At 35.8% G+C, this 15,690-nt stretch carries 24 protein-coding genes, 1 tRNA gene and 1 pseudogene; 16 read left to right on the top strand and 10 right to left on the bottom strand.

Features of this window, described 5'->3' with window-relative positions:
* Positions 1-42 precede the first annotated feature (42 nt).
* On the top strand, positions 43-879 hold the full coding sequence (locus GOM46_RS04985; RefSeq protein WP_235083303.1) for a DegV family protein: 837 nt from the start codon (positions 43-45) through the stop codon (positions 877-879).
* A 107-nt stretch (positions 880-986) separates the two neighbouring features.
* Positions 987-1,262 carry an HU family DNA-binding protein gene (locus GOM46_RS04980; RefSeq protein ID WP_004253345.1) on the top strand — a complete coding sequence of 92 codons (276 nt, stop codon included), beginning with the start codon at positions 987-989 and terminating at the stop codon, positions 1,260-1,262.
* An 85-nt stretch (positions 1,263-1,347) separates the two neighbouring features.
* Here the strand turns inward: GOM46_RS04980 and GOM46_RS04975 are convergent, their stop codons facing one another.
* The 5 genes from GOM46_RS04975 to GOM46_RS04960 form a co-directional block, all read right to left on the bottom strand.
* Complete coding sequence (locus GOM46_RS04975) at positions 1,348-2,490, bottom strand: tyrosine-type recombinase/integrase (protein ID WP_235083302.1); 1,143 nt, start codon at positions 2,488-2,490, stop codon at positions 1,348-1,350.
* 256 nt (positions 2,491-2,746) lie between these two features.
* Positions 2,747-3,481 (bottom strand): DUF3800 domain-containing protein, encoded by a 735-nt coding sequence (locus tag GOM46_RS04970; RefSeq protein ID WP_006149686.1) that lies wholly within the window; start codon positions 3,479-3,481, stop codon positions 2,747-2,749.
* Positions 3,481-3,717: a zinc-ribbon domain-containing protein gene (locus GOM46_RS08420; protein WP_025169955.1), complete on the bottom strand. Its 237-nt coding sequence runs from the start codon at positions 3,715-3,717 to the stop codon at positions 3,481-3,483. Before GOM46_RS08420 ends, GOM46_RS04970 begins: the two co-directional genes overlap by 1 nt.
* Positions 3,718-3,962: 245 nt before the next feature.
* Positions 3,963-4,853, bottom strand: a complete 891-nt coding sequence (locus GOM46_RS04965) for an Abi family protein (RefSeq protein WP_006149681.1) — start codon at positions 4,851-4,853, stop codon at positions 3,963-3,965.
* On the bottom strand, positions 4,850-5,656 hold the full coding sequence (locus GOM46_RS04960) for an XRE family transcriptional regulator (RefSeq protein ID WP_006149685.1): 807 nt from the start codon (positions 5,654-5,656) through the stop codon (positions 4,850-4,852). The genes GOM46_RS04965 and GOM46_RS04960 overlap by 4 nt, the downstream gene beginning before the upstream one ends.
* Positions 5,657-5,810: 154 nt before the next feature.
* On the opposite strand from GOM46_RS04960, the gene GOM46_RS04955 reads away from it, so the two are divergent.
* Positions 5,811-6,086, top strand: a complete 276-nt coding sequence (locus tag GOM46_RS04955; RefSeq protein ID WP_006149661.1) for a hypothetical protein — start codon at positions 5,811-5,813, stop codon at positions 6,084-6,086.
* A gap of 169 nt (positions 6,087-6,255) precedes the next feature.
* Here the strand turns inward: GOM46_RS04955 and GOM46_RS04950 are convergent, their stop codons facing one another.
* On the bottom strand, positions 6,256-6,915 hold the full coding sequence (locus tag GOM46_RS04950) for a hypothetical protein (RefSeq protein ID WP_006149672.1): 660 nt from the start codon (positions 6,913-6,915) through the stop codon (positions 6,256-6,258).
* Between the two features lie 55 nt (positions 6,916-6,970).
* Here GOM46_RS04950 and GOM46_RS04945 point away from each other — a divergent pair, with 55 nt between their 5' ends.
* Complete coding sequence (locus tag GOM46_RS04945) at positions 6,971-7,141, top strand: hypothetical protein (RefSeq protein ID WP_006149674.1); 171 nt, start codon at positions 6,971-6,973, stop codon at positions 7,139-7,141.
* Here GOM46_RS04945 and GOM46_RS04940 read toward each other — a convergent pair.
* A complete protein-coding gene (locus GOM46_RS04940) occupies positions 7,124-7,594 on the bottom strand; it encodes a hypothetical protein (RefSeq protein ID WP_006149663.1) in 471 nt (156 codons plus the stop codon). The two genes, GOM46_RS04945 and GOM46_RS04940, sit on opposite strands and share 18 nt — an antisense overlap.
* Before the next feature lie 117 nt (positions 7,595-7,711).
* On the opposite strand from GOM46_RS04940, the gene GOM46_RS04935 reads away from it, so the two are divergent.
* Entirely contained in the window at positions 7,712-7,858 is a 147-nt protein-coding gene (locus GOM46_RS04935) for a hypothetical protein (protein ID WP_235083301.1), read from the top strand.
* A gap of 231 nt (positions 7,859-8,089) precedes the next feature.
* On the opposite strand, the gene GOM46_RS04930 is transcribed toward GOM46_RS04935, so the two are convergent.
* Positions 8,090-8,332, bottom strand: coding sequence for a type B 50S ribosomal protein L31 (locus tag GOM46_RS04930; RefSeq protein ID WP_004253349.1), 243 nt, complete (start codon positions 8,330-8,332; stop codon positions 8,090-8,092).
* A gap of 93 nt (positions 8,333-8,425) precedes the next feature.
* Positions 8,426-9,364: a DHH family phosphoesterase gene (locus tag GOM46_RS04925; RefSeq protein ID WP_006149682.1), complete on the bottom strand. Its 939-nt coding sequence runs from the start codon at positions 9,362-9,364 to the stop codon at positions 8,426-8,428.
* Between the two features lie 103 nt (positions 9,365-9,467).
* Between GOM46_RS04925 and GOM46_RS04920 the strand changes: the two genes are divergently transcribed.
* The 11 genes and pseudogenes from GOM46_RS04920 (at position 9,468) to GOM46_RS04870 (ending at position 14,801) form a co-directional block, all read left to right on the top strand.
* Positions 9,468-9,911, top strand: coding sequence for a flavodoxin (locus GOM46_RS04920; protein ID WP_006149678.1), 444 nt, complete (start codon positions 9,468-9,470; stop codon positions 9,909-9,911).
* Positions 9,912-10,026: 115 nt separating this feature from the next.
* A complete protein-coding gene (locus tag GOM46_RS04915; protein ID WP_006149688.1) occupies positions 10,027-10,293 on the top strand; it encodes a chorismate mutase in 267 nt (88 codons plus the stop codon).
* Positions 10,290-10,664 carry a fluoride efflux transporter CrcB gene (crcB, locus tag GOM46_RS04910; protein ID WP_006149670.1) on the top strand — a complete coding sequence of 125 codons (375 nt, stop codon included), beginning with the start codon at positions 10,290-10,292 and terminating at the stop codon, positions 10,662-10,664. Before GOM46_RS04915 ends, crcB (GOM46_RS04910) begins: the two co-directional genes overlap by 4 nt.
* Entirely contained in the window at positions 10,658-10,987 is a 330-nt protein-coding gene (gene crcB / locus GOM46_RS04905) for a fluoride efflux transporter CrcB (RefSeq protein WP_235083300.1), read from the top strand. Before crcB (GOM46_RS04910) ends, crcB (GOM46_RS04905) begins: the two co-directional genes overlap by 7 nt.
* A 118-nt stretch (positions 10,988-11,105) precedes the next feature.
* The gene (gene rplS, locus GOM46_RS04900) at positions 11,106-11,453 is read left to right on the top strand and encodes a 50S ribosomal protein L19 (protein ID WP_001068669.1); all 348 of its coding nucleotides are present in this window, start codon (positions 11,106-11,108) and stop codon (positions 11,451-11,453) included.
* Positions 11,454-11,495: 42 nt separating this feature from the next.
* Positions 11,496-11,567 (top strand) — tRNA-Arg (locus GOM46_RS04895).
* 121 nt (positions 11,568-11,688) lie between these two features.
* Positions 11,689-12,351: a hypothetical protein gene (locus GOM46_RS04890; RefSeq protein WP_006149993.1), complete on the top strand. Its 663-nt coding sequence runs from the start codon at positions 11,689-11,691 to the stop codon at positions 12,349-12,351.
* Complete coding sequence (locus GOM46_RS04885) at positions 12,348-12,770, top strand: hypothetical protein (protein ID WP_006149991.1); 423 nt, start codon at positions 12,348-12,350, stop codon at positions 12,768-12,770. Before GOM46_RS04890 ends, GOM46_RS04885 begins: the two co-directional genes overlap by 4 nt.
* Before the next feature lie 33 nt (positions 12,771-12,803).
* Positions 12,804-13,448, top strand: a pseudogene (locus GOM46_RS04880) (DUF6572 domain-containing protein).
* A 63-nt stretch (positions 13,449-13,511) separates the two neighbouring features.
* The gene (locus GOM46_RS04875) at positions 13,512-14,384 is read left to right on the top strand and encodes a hypothetical protein (protein ID WP_235083299.1); all 873 of its coding nucleotides are present in this window, start codon (positions 13,512-13,514) and stop codon (positions 14,382-14,384) included.
* A gap of 90 nt (positions 14,385-14,474) precedes the next feature.
* Entirely contained in the window at positions 14,475-14,801 is a 327-nt protein-coding gene (locus tag GOM46_RS04870) for a 50S ribosomal protein L7/L12 (RefSeq protein ID WP_235083298.1), read from the top strand.
* Between the two features lie 74 nt (positions 14,802-14,875).
* Here GOM46_RS04870 and yidA read toward each other — a convergent pair whose 3' ends face one another.
* The gene (yidA, locus tag GOM46_RS04865; protein ID WP_006150014.1) at positions 14,876-15,682 is read right to left on the bottom strand and encodes a sugar-phosphatase; all 807 of its coding nucleotides are present in this window, start codon (positions 15,680-15,682) and stop codon (positions 14,876-14,878) included.
* Positions 15,683-15,690 lie beyond the last annotated feature (8 nt).

Genomic DNA, 15,690 nt, shown 5'->3' with positions numbered 1-15,690 from the left:
AGTAGAATAATCACAAAATTTGAAAATAGAAAGATTTGAATTATGACAAAAGTAAAAATTGTAACGGATTCGTCTGTTACCATTGAACCAGAAGTGGTCAAAGAACTAGATATTACAGTTGTGCCTCTATCTGTAATGATTGATAGTGTCCTCTATTCAGATGCGGATCTTGAAGAAGGTGAATTCCTTCGTTTGATGCAAGCAAGTAAAAATCTTCCTAAGACTAGTCAACCACCTGTGGGACTCTTTGCAGAAATATTTGATGACTTAGGCAAAGATGGTAGTCAGGTTCTTGCGATTCACATGTCTCATGCTCTATCAGGTACAGTAGAAGCAGCTCGCCAAGGAGCAAGCCTTTCATCGGCTGATGTCACTGTTTTAGATAGCTCTTATACAGACCAAGCATTGAAGTTTCAAGTTGTAGAAGCAGCTAGATTAGCTAAAGAAGGTAAAGACCTAGAAACTATCTTAGCACATGTAGAAGACGTTAAAAATCACACAGAACTTTATATCGGTGTTTCTACTTTAGAAAACCTTGTTAAAGGTGGACGTATTGGTCGTGTAACAGGTTTGTTGAGCTCACTGCTTAATATTCGTGTAGTGATGCAAATGAAAAATAACGAACTTCAACCTATTGTGAAGGGACGTGGTGCAAAAACTTTTAAAAAATGGTTGGATGAACTAGTAGAGACTTTGTCACATCGTTCAGTTGCCGAGATTGGCATTTCATATGCTGGTACTAACGAATGGGCAAATGAGATGAAAGCGGTGCTTCAACCATACGTTGAAAAGCCAATTTCAGTCCTAGAAACTGGTTCTATTATCCAAACTCATACCGGAGAAAACGCCTGGGCTATCTTAATTCATTATAATTCCTAAAAAAATTGAGAAAAATCAAAGAAAAGGTGTTTTTGACTTGACCTAAAAGGAATTTTAGGTTATGATTATAAGTGTTAATTAGAAATAATTTTGGAGGATTCATTAACATGGCAAACAAACAAGATTTGATCGCTAAAGTAGCAGAAGCTACAGAATTGACTAAGAAAGATTCAGCAGCAGCAGTTGACGCTGTTTTCGCAGCAGTAACTGAATTCCTTTCAGCTGGTGAAAAAGTTCAATTGATCGGTTTTGGTAACTTTGAAGTTCGTAAACGTGCAGCTCGTAAAGGTCGCAACCCACAAACTGGTAAAGAAATCAAAATCAAAGCTTCTAAAGTTCCAGCATTCAAAGCTGGTAAAGCTCTTAAAGAAGCAGTTAAATAATGATTCTATAAAAAGCCTGTCATATCAAGCATTTGAGCTTGTATGATAGGCTTTTTTTGTGTATAAGGGGCAAATAAGGGGCAAACTATAAAGAATCGAGCAAATCCAGGATATTATCATCCATCTTTTTAGTAACGTGTGTATAGATTTTATTAGTCGTTCGAGAGTCGGAGTGACCAACTCTTGCCATGATTGCTTTTAGGGGTACATTATTTTCTGCTAGTCTACTAACAAGAGTATGTCTGAATATATGTGAAGTAAGATGTTTATCTATTGGATTTTTCAAACGTTTATTCGCTTTCTGGATTGCTAAATTGAAAGAATTGTTTTGAATTGGTATGCCGTTTTTGGTAACAAAGATAAATCCAAGATCATTGAATGTTTTTCGAGTATTTTTAGAAAGTTCATTTATTGAGATAAACTCTTTTAAAATTTCAATTTCTCTTTTCGATAAAGAAACGGTTCTGAAGCTTGCAGCAGTTTTAGTAGTTGTTTTGTGACCTTTTGAATAACCTACTGTTTTATCCAGAGTGCCATGGATTTTTACTGTCTTGTTATCGAAATCAATGTTTTCTTGTTTAATAGCAATAGCTTCACCAATTCGACAACCATTGTATGCCATGAATTCTGCAAGCAATCCTAGTCGATATGTATTCTTTGTTCTGTATAATTCCTCTAGTAATCTTTTTAATTCTTCCTCTTCTAAAAATTTCTTTTCTGTTTTTTCTAATTCTTCGATTGTCTTTATTTGTTTTGGAAGTTTTGCTCGTCTTGCAGGGTTGTCTTTGATGTATTCAAGATTAACTGCATAATCAAGTGATAGATTTAAAATCATTTTATAGCGCTCTAGTTTTGAACGAGAAATATCTAGATCATTCAAAAAACGCTGGATGTATTTAGTGTCTATATTCTTAACTTTAATTTCTGTATCGAACGCTTCCTTAAAATCATTCACGCTACTTGTAAGAGAGCTGATAGAACTACCCTTAATCTCTTTCTGGTAAAATGTCCACCATTCATCCAAAACGTGTTGGTAAGTTACATCTGTTGATTGTATATTCTGTAAAGTTTCTTCTATACGTTCATCTAGTAATTTCTGAGCTTCTTTCTTTGCTCGTGATGAACCAGAGTCCAGAGTAACAGAAACTCTTTTCCATTTTTCTGTATATGGGTCCTTATAGCGCTCGAAAAATTTATACTTACCGTTTGGTAATTCTTCCATCCACATTTGCTTTTCACCTCATTTCTTGGTAAAATGGGTATAGTAAAAAGGGCTTTTTAATGCCTTTTTATATACTAGCTGTTCCTCACACTCAAAAACTTGGCGATGGCGAGTGTGGGGGATTTTTGTTGACAAATTAGAGTTATATAGTGTATAATTGTTTTAACGGAAGAACAGTGGTCTAGGTCCGAATAGCCTGGGTGGCAAGGGTGAAATGCCTTGTCAGCTTGCAGTTGAAATTACTGCTACCCTGTTCGTTTTTTTATTTCCATTCTTCGCATCTTTGATAGCTAAATCCAATAAATTGATTATTTGAATCTACCGGGAAACGTACTTGCAGCATTTGTGAGTATGTTTTTTGTTGTCTTTCGACACCTCTCCACAGTGCGCCAGCTACAAGGTCAGCTAGTTGAACACCTATAGTGAACTCAGAGTCAACAAAATTAATAGAAGGAGAAAAATGTTTCTCATCAAATCCTATAAAATCAATAGCTTTACTCTGGATTGCTTCTTTGTATGCAACATAAACCTTCTTATTATGGTGAGAATCAATGCGATCAATAAATACTGTCACAGACTCATTGATATTATTATGTCTCATGAAGCTATTAACTGCTGATAAGAGATATTGAAAACAAAGTTTATAGATTTCATCTTTGTTTTTTAGTATCTCGTTGTTTTGTAACGTTTGCTTATGAATTTGAGAGCCGAAGCAATGACAAGAAGAGTTGGCTATTTGATTGTGAATAGCTTTAAGAAATTTATCTCTATCTTTACCAGTCTTTAAATCTTTAGCTTTAACGGTTGATTTCAATTCTTTATAAGGATCTTTATAATACTCTTTTTTTATTTCTAGTATCTTTTCTTCTATATCACTTAAATCTTCTGTCTTGATAAGAACAGCCCCTATGACAAAGTATTCCGAGTTTCCCTCTTTGTTATTTTCTCCTCGGTGTAAATCTTTGGTACCTGATTCGTCAATATATAGCAGATACATTAGAACGGTAGGTCCTCTCCAGAGACATCGAGCCAAGAAGATGCTAATCCGTAGGCTTTGAAGAGGGTTTCAGAACCACAGAGAGGACAGAATGCAGCTTCATCAGTCAAAAGAACATCTTGCTCCCAATTTAAACATTTTTTATTGGTGCAAATATTTCTGATTGGTGCACCGCATTTAATGCAGTAATTATTTTGGTCATCATTCTCATGCTGACATCTTAAACAAATTTTCATTGTTGAGTTCCTATAATCTTTCTTTTTATTGAAAAGGGCGTTATTGCTGATTGTGTTTGCTTGTTTAATTTGCTCGTGTTTGGAAACAGTTACGGCCTTTATATAATATATTTCCTAAAAACAGTAAAAGTCGACTAGTTTCTAGCCGACTTTTTCTATGGTATGGACTCCCTTGTAAATGCACGCATTTTTTATAGGGCGCTGAACTAAATCAGTCTTACACTATATCCATAGTATCAAATTCTTTATAAGATGTCAACGATTTTTTTGAATACGATCATCATTTTTGTTAACTCCACATTTTTAGCATAAGCCAATTGATTCCTCTGGCAGCGTGCTATAAAATTGTTTATAGCTTGTTTTTGGTACTGTAGTACTGCAGGAGAGCAATAAGTCTTAGCTAATACTAGAAGTGAAATCAAATCGTTTACTTTCTTATAGTTTTTATATTTGATTACATCGACTTGTTTTGCAAAAGTAGTAATAACAGCGTTAACGTTTGATAGTTTATCGTTCTTTTCAAACACATTAAGTAGTAAAACGCTATTATGGGCACAGGCGTTCCTTATATGTCTAGCTCCATCGCCTAATTCTGAAGCTTTTTTCAATGATTTACATCCATGTTTTTGGTAGTAAAAAGTAACGAATTTAATGAGACAACCATAATCCATATGTTCTAGCAGTGCCCAATATGGATAATCATGTTTTCTTTTATTAAACATAGCGTTTTGATAACGTGATTCTCTAAATTTCTTCTTAGTAAACTCGTAATATTTATTGTATTGCGAGTTTTTAAACTCAGTCAGAATGCTATATCCATCTTCTTGCGGATTATTGTTTATTTGGCGAGAAAGCTCAACCTTAATAAAATGTTCCACATCGATTGCTATATTTAAAAGTATACCTCTGATTTTCATATCAAGAGATGCAAGATCCTGTAAATACGAGAAGTCTAAATCCACATATTTACCATCTTTCTTTTTAAAGTTTTTCCTGAAGGCAGCCAGCTTGTAGTAGTAGTTATTCTTGTCTAAGAAAGTTATTGCTTGACCTATAGAAATGTTGTTGAAGGTAACATCTTTAGAAGCTAGATGATTGACAAGTTTTCTATTGTTCCATTTTGGTTGACGACTCAATAGGTAACACCTCCTCTATACACCCCAACTACAGCAAAAATCTTGATATGTGTGTCTTCGGCTGGTGGGAAGTCTAGGATAATGTCCTCATACTTGTCATTGAGCGACACAAGGCGTAAGCGTCCGTTTTCGGTATATATCTTTTTGAAGTAAGAACGGTCTCCGTATGCGATAACTGCCAAATCTCCGTTATAGGTAGTTAGTCCTTTGTCTACTAAATAGAGAATATCTCCGTCTTGGTAGTCAGGTTGCATGGAATCTCCGCTGACTTTAGTTGCGATATCGTGGCGTGGTGGTCGTTCATGAACCTCTATAGTCTCTCTGTCTGTATCGTCGTAACCAAATCCGTAGTTAAATCCACAAGCTGCAGCCGTCTCAGATACTATCTCGACTTGATACAAGCTGATGAGGTTTTCCGATACTTCGTTTACCTTCGTTTTTTCTTCGTTTTGCTCTTTCAGTTGCCTCTCGGCATAGGTCAAGACTTTGGCTTGTCTTGGAGGTTTTAGTTCGTCGTAGATGGTTTGGATGGAGGATTTTGAAAGAACAGGGGGAGTAGCATTAATTTGAATTTCTTGATCGTCATCGAGCATGTCAATTAAGCCTTCAACAGAGATCTGCATACCTTTAGCAATTTTTTCTATTGTTTCATACGAAGGGACGATGGGTTTTTTCGATTTCGGATGTTCGTTTTTTTCAAGCATAGAAATATATCCTTTTGTTAAATCAGATAATTCACAAAAAGCATCCATTGATAATTTATGCTCAGTTCTATATGATTTAAGTAATTCTCCTAACTTCATTTAAAAACTCCTTTCTATATATTGTTTAATCCATTATACATCTTTAAATAAAAAAAGTAAATTTTTTTGTTTAACACACTTGACATTTTATGTTTAACGTGTTAAACTATAATCAAGCTTAAGGAAATAAGAAAAACAAGCAGGAGAAAAAACAATGACTAAAGAATTTACAACACAAGAACAAATCACACTAGCAAAAGAAATCTTACAAGTTAAGAATCGCAGAGAACGCTCTCTTAAACTTGGAGAAATCCTAGATCGTGAAAAGCTATCATCAGATGATATGTACGCATTGTACAACACACTACTAACAGCCATCAGGGTTTACGGCGATGTTATCGGATTTGACGACAAAGATTTTCAAGAAATGGCTCTTACAATCTTAGTTCTTGAAAAGGTTGAAGAAGCTAAACAAGCTAGGGTAGCGTAGAGAGGTGCGATTCCTCTCCTAGCTGTTGCTCACGGAGCGAAAAAAAGAGAAAGGAGTAGGGAAATGAACGAATTAGAAAGAAAAGCCCTCGACGAGGTGTTGAGGACTGTTAGACTTATAAATCAAAAAGTCGCTGAGGTTAATGAACTTCAAACTCAGCAAGAGTTAGCTATTTCTTATCTTCGGGGAATAATGGATGGTTCTGGACCTGTTTGATTCTATCTTGAGATTGTTGGACAAATGACTGATAGTCAATTTGTGGTGTTCTTAAATTAAAATCATGCGTATGTGAGAGAGGAGAATAAGACTGTTGCTTTTCTAACAGATTAAGTATCTTGTTTAGTTTTTTAGTTAACTTGTCATCAAGCTCTTCTAATGTAACGCTTTTATCAATACGACTTTCAGGCATTTCGAAGTTTTCAAAACTTTGTATCTTAGCCTTAAGATCAATTTTTGATTCATCTATTTTTGATACGTCTGTATCATAGAATACAGTACGAGTCGTCATAACATCAAAAGGAAGATTTCCTCCTACTCTTATGATTGGGACTAGTGGAAGTTCAAGCGCCTGTCTAAAACCTAACTCGTAGAATGCGTTGGGATTATGGTCTGTCATATCTGCTATAACCATAGGAGCAGTTTTAAGGTAATTGATAATTGTAGCGTTGATGTTATCTACCGCATTTACATGGTCAACACGTACAGGCTTATAACCAAGGTCTTCACAAACAGGGGCGATAAGGTACTTATAAACATTGTCAGCTCGTTCTCTGGTAGGTGTTCCAGATTCTCCAATGGCAGTTACGATAAAACAAATTTTTTCAGTCATGTTTTTCTCCAATCATTTTATTTTGATTATACCATATTTGAAAGGAGGTGAGGGGATGAGTATCAATTCAATGAACCTTGAAGTTAAAGTAAATGTTACGAATATAGATCAATTTAACGATCTTGTCAAAATGTTTAATAAAAAAGCTCATGAGCTTGAAGAACTTGCTCATAAGCTGAATATGTTTCGTTTTGAAGCAGATATCCTATCAAATGATGGAAACTAGTTCAAAATTAGCATTTTCTGGGAACAAATAAATTGGATATGATTCCTTTGTTTCGAGATTACGGAACTGGTAACCAAAATAATCTTTTTTGGCATTTGGATTTTTTTCAGTGAGTGTTTCAAGACTAGCTTGTGATAGCAACTTAAAAATTTGAATACGAGCTTGTTCCGGATCTGATACTCTAGCTAATGCTCTTAATTCGTGTTGGCTCGGGAATGCATTTATCAAATCTTCTCTATCGTCAATATAGGTTATAGAGTCATCTAGATAATCATATTTTAATTTGAAATCGATGAATGATAAATTCCTGTACTCTTGATAGGTTACAAACGTAATATTTTTATCTTGAGATCGGTAGACAAGGGAATCATTTTGTAATTTTTCCTCAAATTCCGTAAGACCAATTAAAAATTTATGACAAACTTCTAAAATACGAATTTGATTTAGATTCATTTTCTTTCCTCCTTTCTATTGAACTTTTGACTAAAACAGTGAGAGGTCCTAGTCAAGAATTATTATATCAAATTAAGGAGGAATTACATCGGTCTCAAGACTGATATGGAGACAATCATGGAAGATAAAATCATCGAACTTGCTGACTACTTTATCAGCGAAAACACAACGTACAGAGAAGCCAAAAAAGCGTGTGAGAAGCTATTAAAACAAGTTAGCCACGAGATTGAATTCAGGGCGCTGGAAAGTGAGACGAGGGTATGAAAGAAACAGTTAAATAATGATTCTATAAAAAGCCTGTCATATCAAGCATTTGAGCTTGTGTAACAGGCTTTTTTTGTGTATAAGGGGTATGAAAGTAGCAGGAGAAGATAAACTAGTATTTCTAGTTGAACTACATTTGAAATCATCATCGATGATTCTAATAAAAGCAACAAAAAAACAACTTCGATTTGAAGTTGTTTTTGTTCAACCTTATGCAAGTAATGCGGTTGATTATTTGAGACCGTATTTTTTGTTGAAACGATCCACGCGTCCATCTGCTTGAGTGAACTTTTGACGTCCAGTGTAGAATGGGTGTGAGTCTGATGAAATTTCCACACGGATCAATGGGTAAGTTTCGCCTTCGAACTCAACTGTTTCGCTAGAGCGTTTTGTTGAACCGCTAAGGAATTTGTAACCAGTAGTTGTGTCCATGAAGACAACTGGGCGATATTCTGGATGGATATCTTTTTTCATTTTGCAATATTTCCTTTCTGCCATGGTCTCTTTGCGAGCCATAGATTGTTACCATACTAGTCTATCAGATTATCAGAAGTTTGGCAAGACTTTTTATCTATTTTTCAGTAAGTTTTTCAATTTTTGGTAGATGAGCTCATTCTCTTCTAAACTATAAGAATTTGCTCCGCTAGCAAGAGGGTGCCCACCGCCATCATGTTCTTTTGCGACACCATTGATAGGGACAAATTTACTACGTAGACGTACACGATAGTGACCGTCTGCTTGTTCCACAAAGATTCCCCAAAGGCTAACAGTATCGATACGACCTGGAGCCCCAACGATAGCAGCTGTTTCAGCATCAGTAACGTCGTATTTCTTCAAGATTTCTTGAGTAAGAATGACACGAGCAGCTCCATTTTCATCAACCTCTAAGTGATCATAGATATAACCTTGAAGTCTGGCGATTTTATAGCTGATTGTATCCATATGACGTGTAAGTTTAGCATAATCAAAATCATACTCCCTCAGTTGACTCGCTATACGAAGCGTACGAGCAGAAGTTGCTGGAAAGAGGAAGCGACCAGTATCACCAATGATTCCAGCAGACAAGAGGTAAGCGGCCTGGTCAGATAATTTAAGGTTGGTTTCCTCTGCAAAGATAGCTACCATCTCACTGGCACTACTAGAAGTCGTATCTACCCAAACCAGATCTCCATATTCTTCATCGTTTGGATGGTGGTCAATCTTGATAATTGTCTCAGCATTAAGATAACGTTTATCATCGATTCGAGCAGTATTGGCTGTATCACAAATAATAGCAAGTGCTCCTTCAAATTCTTGATCCTCTACCTCATCCATTTTGGCTAACCATGTTAGGGTAGGCAAATCATAGCCAACAACTTTAATCTTTTTATCAGGAAAATTATACTGGAGCAGTTCTTTAAGACCAACTTGACTTCCCAAGGCATCGGGATCTGCTCTCATGTGACGGTGAATAATAATTGTATCGTATTTTTTAATTTGTTCTAAAATTTGATGGCAAATTTCCATAAATAACCTCAATTCTTTCTCATATCATTGTAGCACAAGAGTTTTTATTTTTAAAATGAAAAATCTGTGATATAATGGAGGAAGATAAATTGAGGAGGACCTTATGGCATTAGCAAAAATTGTATTTGCCAGTATGACAGGAAATACTGAAGAAATCGCTGATATTGTAGCAGATAAATTACGAGAATTAGGTTTAGATGTCGATGTTGATGAGTGTACAACTGTTGATGCTTCTGACTTTTTAGAAGCAGATCTTGCAATCGTTGCAACCTACACATACGGTGATGGTGAGCTTCCAGATGAGATGATGGACTTCTACGAAGACCTAGCTGACCTCAACTTGAATGGGAAAATCTACGGAGTAGTTGGTTCGGGTGATACTTTCTATGACGAATTCTGTAAGGCTGTTGACGACTTTGATCGTGTATTTGTAGCAACAGGAGCTGAAAAAGGTTCAGAGTGCGTTAAAGTAGACCTTTCAGCAGAAGATGAAGATATCGAACGCTTGGAGCAATTTGCAGAAGAATTGGCTGCCAAAGTGGGATAAGCATGAAGTTGCACTGATGATAGATGTCAGTGCAGTTTTTTGTTAGATATGCCTGAGAATAACTTGCCTATTTAGTAGCTTTGTACACAATGATTCAAATAAAGAAGGAGACTCAATGGATTTAGATATTATTAGACAAGAAATTGACCAAATCGATGACCAAATCGTTCAACTTTTAGAAGAAAGAATGCATCTAGTTGAGGGTGTAGTTGCTTATAAAAAGTCTACAGGAAAACCAATCTTGGATACCAAAAGAGAAGAAGTTATCTTTGAAAAAGTCAGAAATCGCGTCAGCAATAAAAAATACGAAGAAACAATTGTTGAGACTTTTTCAGATATTCTCAAACGTTCGCGTGATTATCAGGATAAAACAATCAAATGAAAAAAGAACAATTCTATCCATTAGGAATCTTTCTTGCTGGTATGCTAGGAGGACTAGTTCGTTTTCAGATTACAAAATACTTACCAGCTAGTCCAGACTTCCCTTGGGGGACGATTCTTGTCAATTATCTAGGGATTTTCTGCTTGGTTTATCTTGTAAAAGGTTATCTGGTTTCTAAAGGAAGTAGTAAAGGTGTCGTTCTAGCGCTTGGAACTGGGTTCTGTGGTGGATTAACGACATTTTCTAGTCTTATACTAGACGCTGTGAAAATGTTGGATACAGGACGATATCTTAGCTTACTTGTGTACCTAATTTTAAGTGTCGGCGGGGGACTTTTATTGGCCTATTGTCTTGGGAGGAAGAAATGGTAGTATTTTATCTAGCACTTGCTTGTGGACTGGGTGCCCTTGTCCGTTATTTCTTTTCACATTATAATCAGGGTTCAGTACTGCCTCTAGGAACTCTCATAGCCAATATTCTGGGCTGTTTTCTGATTGGCTTATTTTATAATCATGTGGAATCAAAAGAAGTCTATCTTATCCTTGCGACAGGTTTTTGTGGTGGTCTGACGACATTTTCAACCTTGAATGATGAACTCCAAAGATTGCTCAATGACAAGAAGGAATTTTATAGTTATTTACTTGTGACTTACTTGGGTGGTTTGCTTGCGATTTTTTTGGGAATTTTGCTTTAAATTTCTTTACTTTTTCTAGGAAATTTGATAAACTGTATCTTGTGTGTAATGGACGCACAAAAATACAGTTTATCCGCTGAGGAAGTTTCCTCAAGATTGACAAAGATAGGAGAATAAAATGAATCCATTAATCCAAAGCTTGACTGAAGGTCAACTTCGTACAGATATCCCTTCATTCCGTCCTGGTGACACTGTTCGTGTACACGCGAAAGTTGTCGAAGGAAACCGTGAACGTATCCAGATTTTTGAAGGTGTTGTTATTGCACGTAAAGGTGCTGGCATCTCAGAAAACTACACAGTTCGTAAAATCTCTAACGGTGTAGGTGTTGAACGTATCTTCCCAATCCACACTCCACGTGTTGAAAAGATCGAAGTTGTTCGTTACGGTAAAGTACGTCGTGCTAAATTGTACTACTTGCGTGCTCTTCAAGGTAAGGCAGCTCGTATCAAAGAAATCCGTCGTTAATTCGATGAAAAAACTCTGCTTATTCGGCAGGGTTTTTCTCTAGCTCCCTTAGTTCAATGGATATAACAACTCCCTCCTAAGGAGTAGTTGCAGGTTCGATTCCTGCAGGGGGCAGTACTAGCCACAAAAACACTGGATAACCAGTGTTTTTTCTTTGCCCAAATTTTAAACATTTAATATGATATCTATGGTGTGTTATAATAGATGTAGATTTTGTTGTTTTTGGGAGAGAGAAATGAAAGAAAGATATTATGAATTTTTGAATATGGCAGTTGTGGATACTAGTCCTATAAAGCATTTTGATTATATAAGAGCTTGTGCAATGGAGGTTGTTTTTACTTTACTAATATTAATAGGTTCTATTTTTATAGAAGGTGAAAAACATGATGTGAGTATGCTTGTATTTTACATAACCATTTTTCATCTATTGGCTTTGTTATTCATGTTCTTGCTATTTCAAATGTTTTCCAAATCAAGATTATTGCAATTGATTCCAGCTAGTTCTATTTTAATTTCTCATGTTGAGTTTCTTTTCTGGAGTTCTTTATTTTTGGGGAAGAACTACTGGTCTGTCTTCATCATGTTGTTTGTCCTAAGCATTATGTTTCAACTACTAACCTTTGTTTACCAGTTGTTAATTGTCCCTAAAGCTAAGAAATTACCACCTGGTGAGTATAGAAAGAATCTTTTATTTCTTCCTTCTATTGTTTACCTATTGATTTCAGCAATTGTAATAGTTATAGCACGTTTATTTACGTTGCCGGCGTATGTTGTCCCTAGCCTTGTTGTAGCGAGCATAGTCTGCCTTCCCTTCTATTGGCTTGAATATGCGCGAGTATTTACCGGTTGGAAAAAGAAAAGCACCAATAACTTTATTTTTAGAGGACAAATAAAATGAAACCAACAAACTTAGAATGGGAAGATGTTATCCAGTTTGAAGAAGTTGAAGGATATGGGAAATCCATCTGGAAAAATGAGGATAAATATTATTTAGTTTCAGAAGAGGGAACTGTAGCTTCTTTGTTAGTGGTTTATGAATTACCCCAAGAATTATTCTCTCTATTAGATAGTGGAGAGAGATCGCTACTCGAAATTTCTTGGAAGATTAAACACGATTGTTGGCCACCAACGGAAGAAGAAAAGAAAGCTAGTGAGAAACGATTCATAGAAGAGAGTCCTACATCATTAATTGATTTACCTGAAACTAGAGAGTTATTTACTCAGGAAGAGCTTGAAAGATTAATTCCAATTGCTGAGCAAATGTGGATTGACTGGAGAGGTAAACTTCCAGATGATTATGTATCACCATTGAAATAGCTTATGGGGGAAAATAGAAAGGTTTATTTTTAAATGAATCAGATAAAGGGGAATGGATTTATCATAACTGAAGAAAACGGCAATTATACAATGTCTTGGATGACGGGAGGTTTTCAAGATAGAGAAGTTACTTATCCAGTTAGTAAAGAATTAGTGGACAAGGCTTTAAGGTCAGAACAGGATGCTTATGAGGTTGAGTTATTCTTACAAACTGGGGAATGTGTGACTAAAGAAAGTAAAGAAGTAGACAGACAAAATTATTTTAGATCCTCACCAGTTCGGATTTTGGTAAATCCATCATCTATTAAACGATTGTTTTCCAATCAAGAATTCGAAGCACTTTTACAAAAAGCAATTTCCTCAGAGCTCAAACCAACTGAACTTGATGCAATTGGTATAGTTGATAATCATTTATAGCTTCTTCTGGTGGATCCAGTTGGCTGGGAGGAAGAGATAGAAGCAGTACATCTGGAGATTCTGCAAGAAAAAATCAACAATTACATTCACTTCCTCGAAAGCAAGCAGTATGTGGAGCGATACGGTGATAAGTTTGACAAAAAAGTCATCCAAATTACTTTCCAATATTCTCCATCAGACAACGGTCTAGAATTTCTCGCAGCGGTTCAGAAAGTATTGCAACCAACGGATATGAGCTTGAAGGTAGAATTGCCAGAGTAAAAAAGGGAGCGGAAACGCTCTCTTTTTATGCTATAATAGACGTAGAATATTTAGGAAAAAGAGATGAAAAAAGGCTTATTAATCGGCTGTTTATCCATAGTTATACTATTTGCAATGTTCATAGTACTGAGTCCAATTATTGCTATGATGGATATGTGGGGTCTATTTGACCATGCAAGTCGGAATGAACTTGAGCAAGCAGTGCACCGCTCTTATGAGAACTATGGTCTTACAGGTCAGTTTGAGTTAGAAAAATATGAAAAAAACTATACAAGCGTTGGAGGATTTGTTATTCATGGAACATACACTGAAAATATAGATGGTAAAACCTATCAGACTAAGACTCGTTTTGAATACTATACTCGTCCTTCTGAAAAAGAAACGTATAGAAAGACTGATGCGGAAGTAGATTATAAACAAAATAAAAAAATTTATCAAGTTTTTCCAGAATTAGCTTATTTAGGGATTGAGATTAGTCCAGGCACCAGCGAATTTTTAAAAACATTGGAGATATCAATAACAGATCCTAAAATGACTGATTTAAAGTATGAAGGGATTAGTTTTCAATTTAACAGTAATTCTGGCAACATGTATCTTTATGATGAAATATTAGAGGAAAATCAAAGAAAAGGACAAGCATTACAAGGGATGTATCCTATGGATGCTCAATATCTTTTCCAAAAAGATATTTTTATACCAGAATTTCAATTTCGCTACTATACTCCAGAAGACAAGAAAGATCAGTTATATAATGCCTATCTTGAAGACCTTGAATCGCAAATGAAAGAATTCTTTAACAATCAACCCTTACCAAACGGCCTTTATGCTGTAAAGATTGATAAATATGAAGGTGATAAACTTGTCAATAATAGCGGTGGATATTATGTGAGAATAGCAAACCGTCAAGTTGTGGCATTTATCAAAGATTTACAGTAGGAGTTACTATTTTAGTGCTGACTATAAAATCTTATAGCAATGATATGAGATTGAAGGTAGAGATAAAGAGTGAGTAAAGGAGTAAGGACTATGTTAGCCATTTATATTGATTCTATAGGGGATAAGTCAGCGACCTATAAGTTGTTAAGAAACTTTTCATCCCTGCCTCTTTCCTTAATTCAATCAAGAATAAAAAATCATGATGCAGTTATGGAAGTGGATATTCTAGATTTGGACGAATTAAAAAAATTAAGAGTCCTTATTCATGACTTGAGTGGCATTGGAACCATGATTACTATGAAAGATTCGACAGGTGTTATAACATTAAAAATATTAAATAATATTATTACCACGTATGAAGAGATTGCAGCTGAAAGAGAAGAATTAGACGCACTTATGTTTGATGAGGAAAAGTAATCTGTAATTTAAAACACCCCAGGAGTTAGTTTTTATCTCTAACTTCTGAGGTGTTTTTTTATATTCTAATATTTTTACAAGACCCAATTACGGATAGCATGGGCTACACCAGATTCATCATTTGTTTTGGTGATGTATTTGGCGATTTTTTTGAGTTCTGGGTTTCCGTTTTCCATAACAACTGGATTTCCAACGACTTCGAGCATAGCACGGTCATTTTCTTCATCTCCGATAGCCATAGTCTCATCTTTTATCAATCCTAGTTTTTCAGCTAGATGTGTAATAGCTGAGCCCTTGTCTACACCTTTTTTGAGAAGTTCTAGGTAGAAAGGAGCAGATTTGTTGATAGAGTAGCGCTCGTAAAATTCTGCTGGAATCTTTTCGATGGCAGCATCAAGGATTTCAGGTTCATCGATGAACATACACTTGACGATTTCCTTGTTAGCCATTTCTTCAGGTGTACGGTAGAAGATTGGCATGCTGACAAGGGTAGATTCATGTACGGTATATTTACCAATATTGCGATTGGCAGTATAGATACCATCTTTAGTAATGGCATGCATGTGAACGCCTAGTTTACGACTGAGAAATTCCATATCCAGATAGTCTTCGTAGGACAAGGATTCACTGATAAACTCATGTCCTGTAGCAGTTTCTTGGACAAGGGCGCCGTTGAAGGTAACAACATAGTCGCCCTCATCTCTCAACTGTAAGTCGTCAAGGAGTTTAGCAACACCGGCAATAGGACGACCTGTTGCAATCACAACCTTAACACCAGCTTGTTTGGCATCTTGGATAGCTGCAAAGACTTCTGGCGTAATTTCTTTCTTGCTATTGACTAGGGTACCATCGATATCGACGGCGATTAGTTTAATACTCATAAATTTCC

The sequence above is a fragment of the Streptococcus infantis genome, from assembly GCF_021497965.1.
Classification (GTDB): Bacteria; Bacillota; Bacilli; order Lactobacillales; family Streptococcaceae; genus Streptococcus; species Streptococcus infantis_B.
The sequence above is the reverse complement of the archived record's forward strand: the minus strand, read 5'-3'. Positions and strand labels throughout refer to the sequence as shown.

Excerpts from the sequence above, each read along its gene's own strand:
- GOM46_RS04970 (WP_006149686.1), bottom strand. The coding sequence starts at position 3,481 with ATGTATCTGCTATATATTGACGAATCAGGTACCAAAGATTTACACCGA.
- GOM46_RS04875 (WP_235083299.1), top strand. The coding sequence starts at position 13,512 with ATGAAAAAAGGCTTATTAATCGGCTGTTTATCCATAGTTATACTATTT.
- GOM46_RS04975 (WP_235083302.1), bottom strand. The coding sequence starts at position 2,490 with ATGTGGATGGAAGAATTACCAAACGGTAAGTATAAATTTTTCGAGCGC.
- GOM46_RS08420 (WP_025169955.1), bottom strand. The coding sequence starts at position 3,717 with ATGAAAATTTGTTTAAGATGTCAGCATGAGAATGATGACCAAAATAAT.
- GOM46_RS04920 (WP_006149678.1), top strand. The coding sequence starts at position 9,468 with ATGGCATTAGCAAAAATTGTATTTGCCAGTATGACAGGAAATACTGAA.
- GOM46_RS04930 (WP_004253349.1), bottom strand. The coding sequence starts at position 8,332 with ATGAAAAAAGATATCCATCCAGAATATCGCCCAGTTGTCTTCATGGAC.
- GOM46_RS04960 (WP_006149685.1), bottom strand. The coding sequence starts at position 5,656 with ATGAAGTTAGGAGAATTACTTAAATCATATAGAACTGAGCATAAATTA.
- rplS (WP_001068669.1), top strand. The coding sequence starts at position 11,106 with ATGAATCCATTAATCCAAAGCTTGACTGAAGGTCAACTTCGTACAGAT.
- crcB (WP_235083300.1), top strand. The coding sequence starts at position 10,658 with ATGGTAGTATTTTATCTAGCACTTGCTTGTGGACTGGGTGCCCTTGTC.
- GOM46_RS04935 (WP_235083301.1), top strand. The coding sequence starts at position 7,712 with ATGGAAGATAAAATCATCGAACTTGCTGACTACTTTATCAGCGAAAAC.
- GOM46_RS04955 (WP_006149661.1), top strand. The coding sequence starts at position 5,811 with ATGACTAAAGAATTTACAACACAAGAACAAATCACACTAGCAAAAGAA.
- GOM46_RS04985 (WP_235083303.1), top strand. The coding sequence starts at position 43 with ATGACAAAAGTAAAAATTGTAACGGATTCGTCTGTTACCATTGAACCA.
- GOM46_RS04980 (WP_004253345.1), top strand. The coding sequence starts at position 987 with ATGGCAAACAAACAAGATTTGATCGCTAAAGTAGCAGAAGCTACAGAA.
- GOM46_RS04870 (WP_235083298.1), top strand. The coding sequence starts at position 14,475 with ATGTTAGCCATTTATATTGATTCTATAGGGGATAAGTCAGCGACCTAT.
- GOM46_RS04940 (WP_006149663.1), bottom strand. The coding sequence starts at position 7,594 with ATGAATCTAAATCAAATTCGTATTTTAGAAGTTTGTCATAAATTTTTA.
- GOM46_RS04945 (WP_006149674.1), top strand. The coding sequence starts at position 6,971 with ATGAGTATCAATTCAATGAACCTTGAAGTTAAAGTAAATGTTACGAAT.
- crcB (WP_006149670.1), top strand. The coding sequence starts at position 10,290 with ATGAAAAAAGAACAATTCTATCCATTAGGAATCTTTCTTGCTGGTATG.
- GOM46_RS04885 (WP_006149991.1), top strand. The coding sequence starts at position 12,348 with ATGAAACCAACAAACTTAGAATGGGAAGATGTTATCCAGTTTGAAGAA.
- GOM46_RS04890 (WP_006149993.1), top strand. The coding sequence starts at position 11,689 with ATGAAAGAAAGATATTATGAATTTTTGAATATGGCAGTTGTGGATACT.
- GOM46_RS04925 (WP_006149682.1), bottom strand. The coding sequence starts at position 9,364 with ATGGAAATTTGCCATCAAATTTTAGAACAAATTAAAAAATACGATACA.
- yidA (WP_006150014.1), bottom strand. The coding sequence starts at position 15,682 with ATGAGTATTAAACTAATCGCCGTCGATATCGATGGTACCCTAGTCAAT.
- GOM46_RS04950 (WP_006149672.1), bottom strand. The coding sequence starts at position 6,915 with ATGACTGAAAAAATTTGTTTTATCGTAACTGCCATTGGAGAATCTGGA.
- GOM46_RS04915 (WP_006149688.1), top strand. The coding sequence starts at position 10,027 with ATGGATTTAGATATTATTAGACAAGAAATTGACCAAATCGATGACCAA.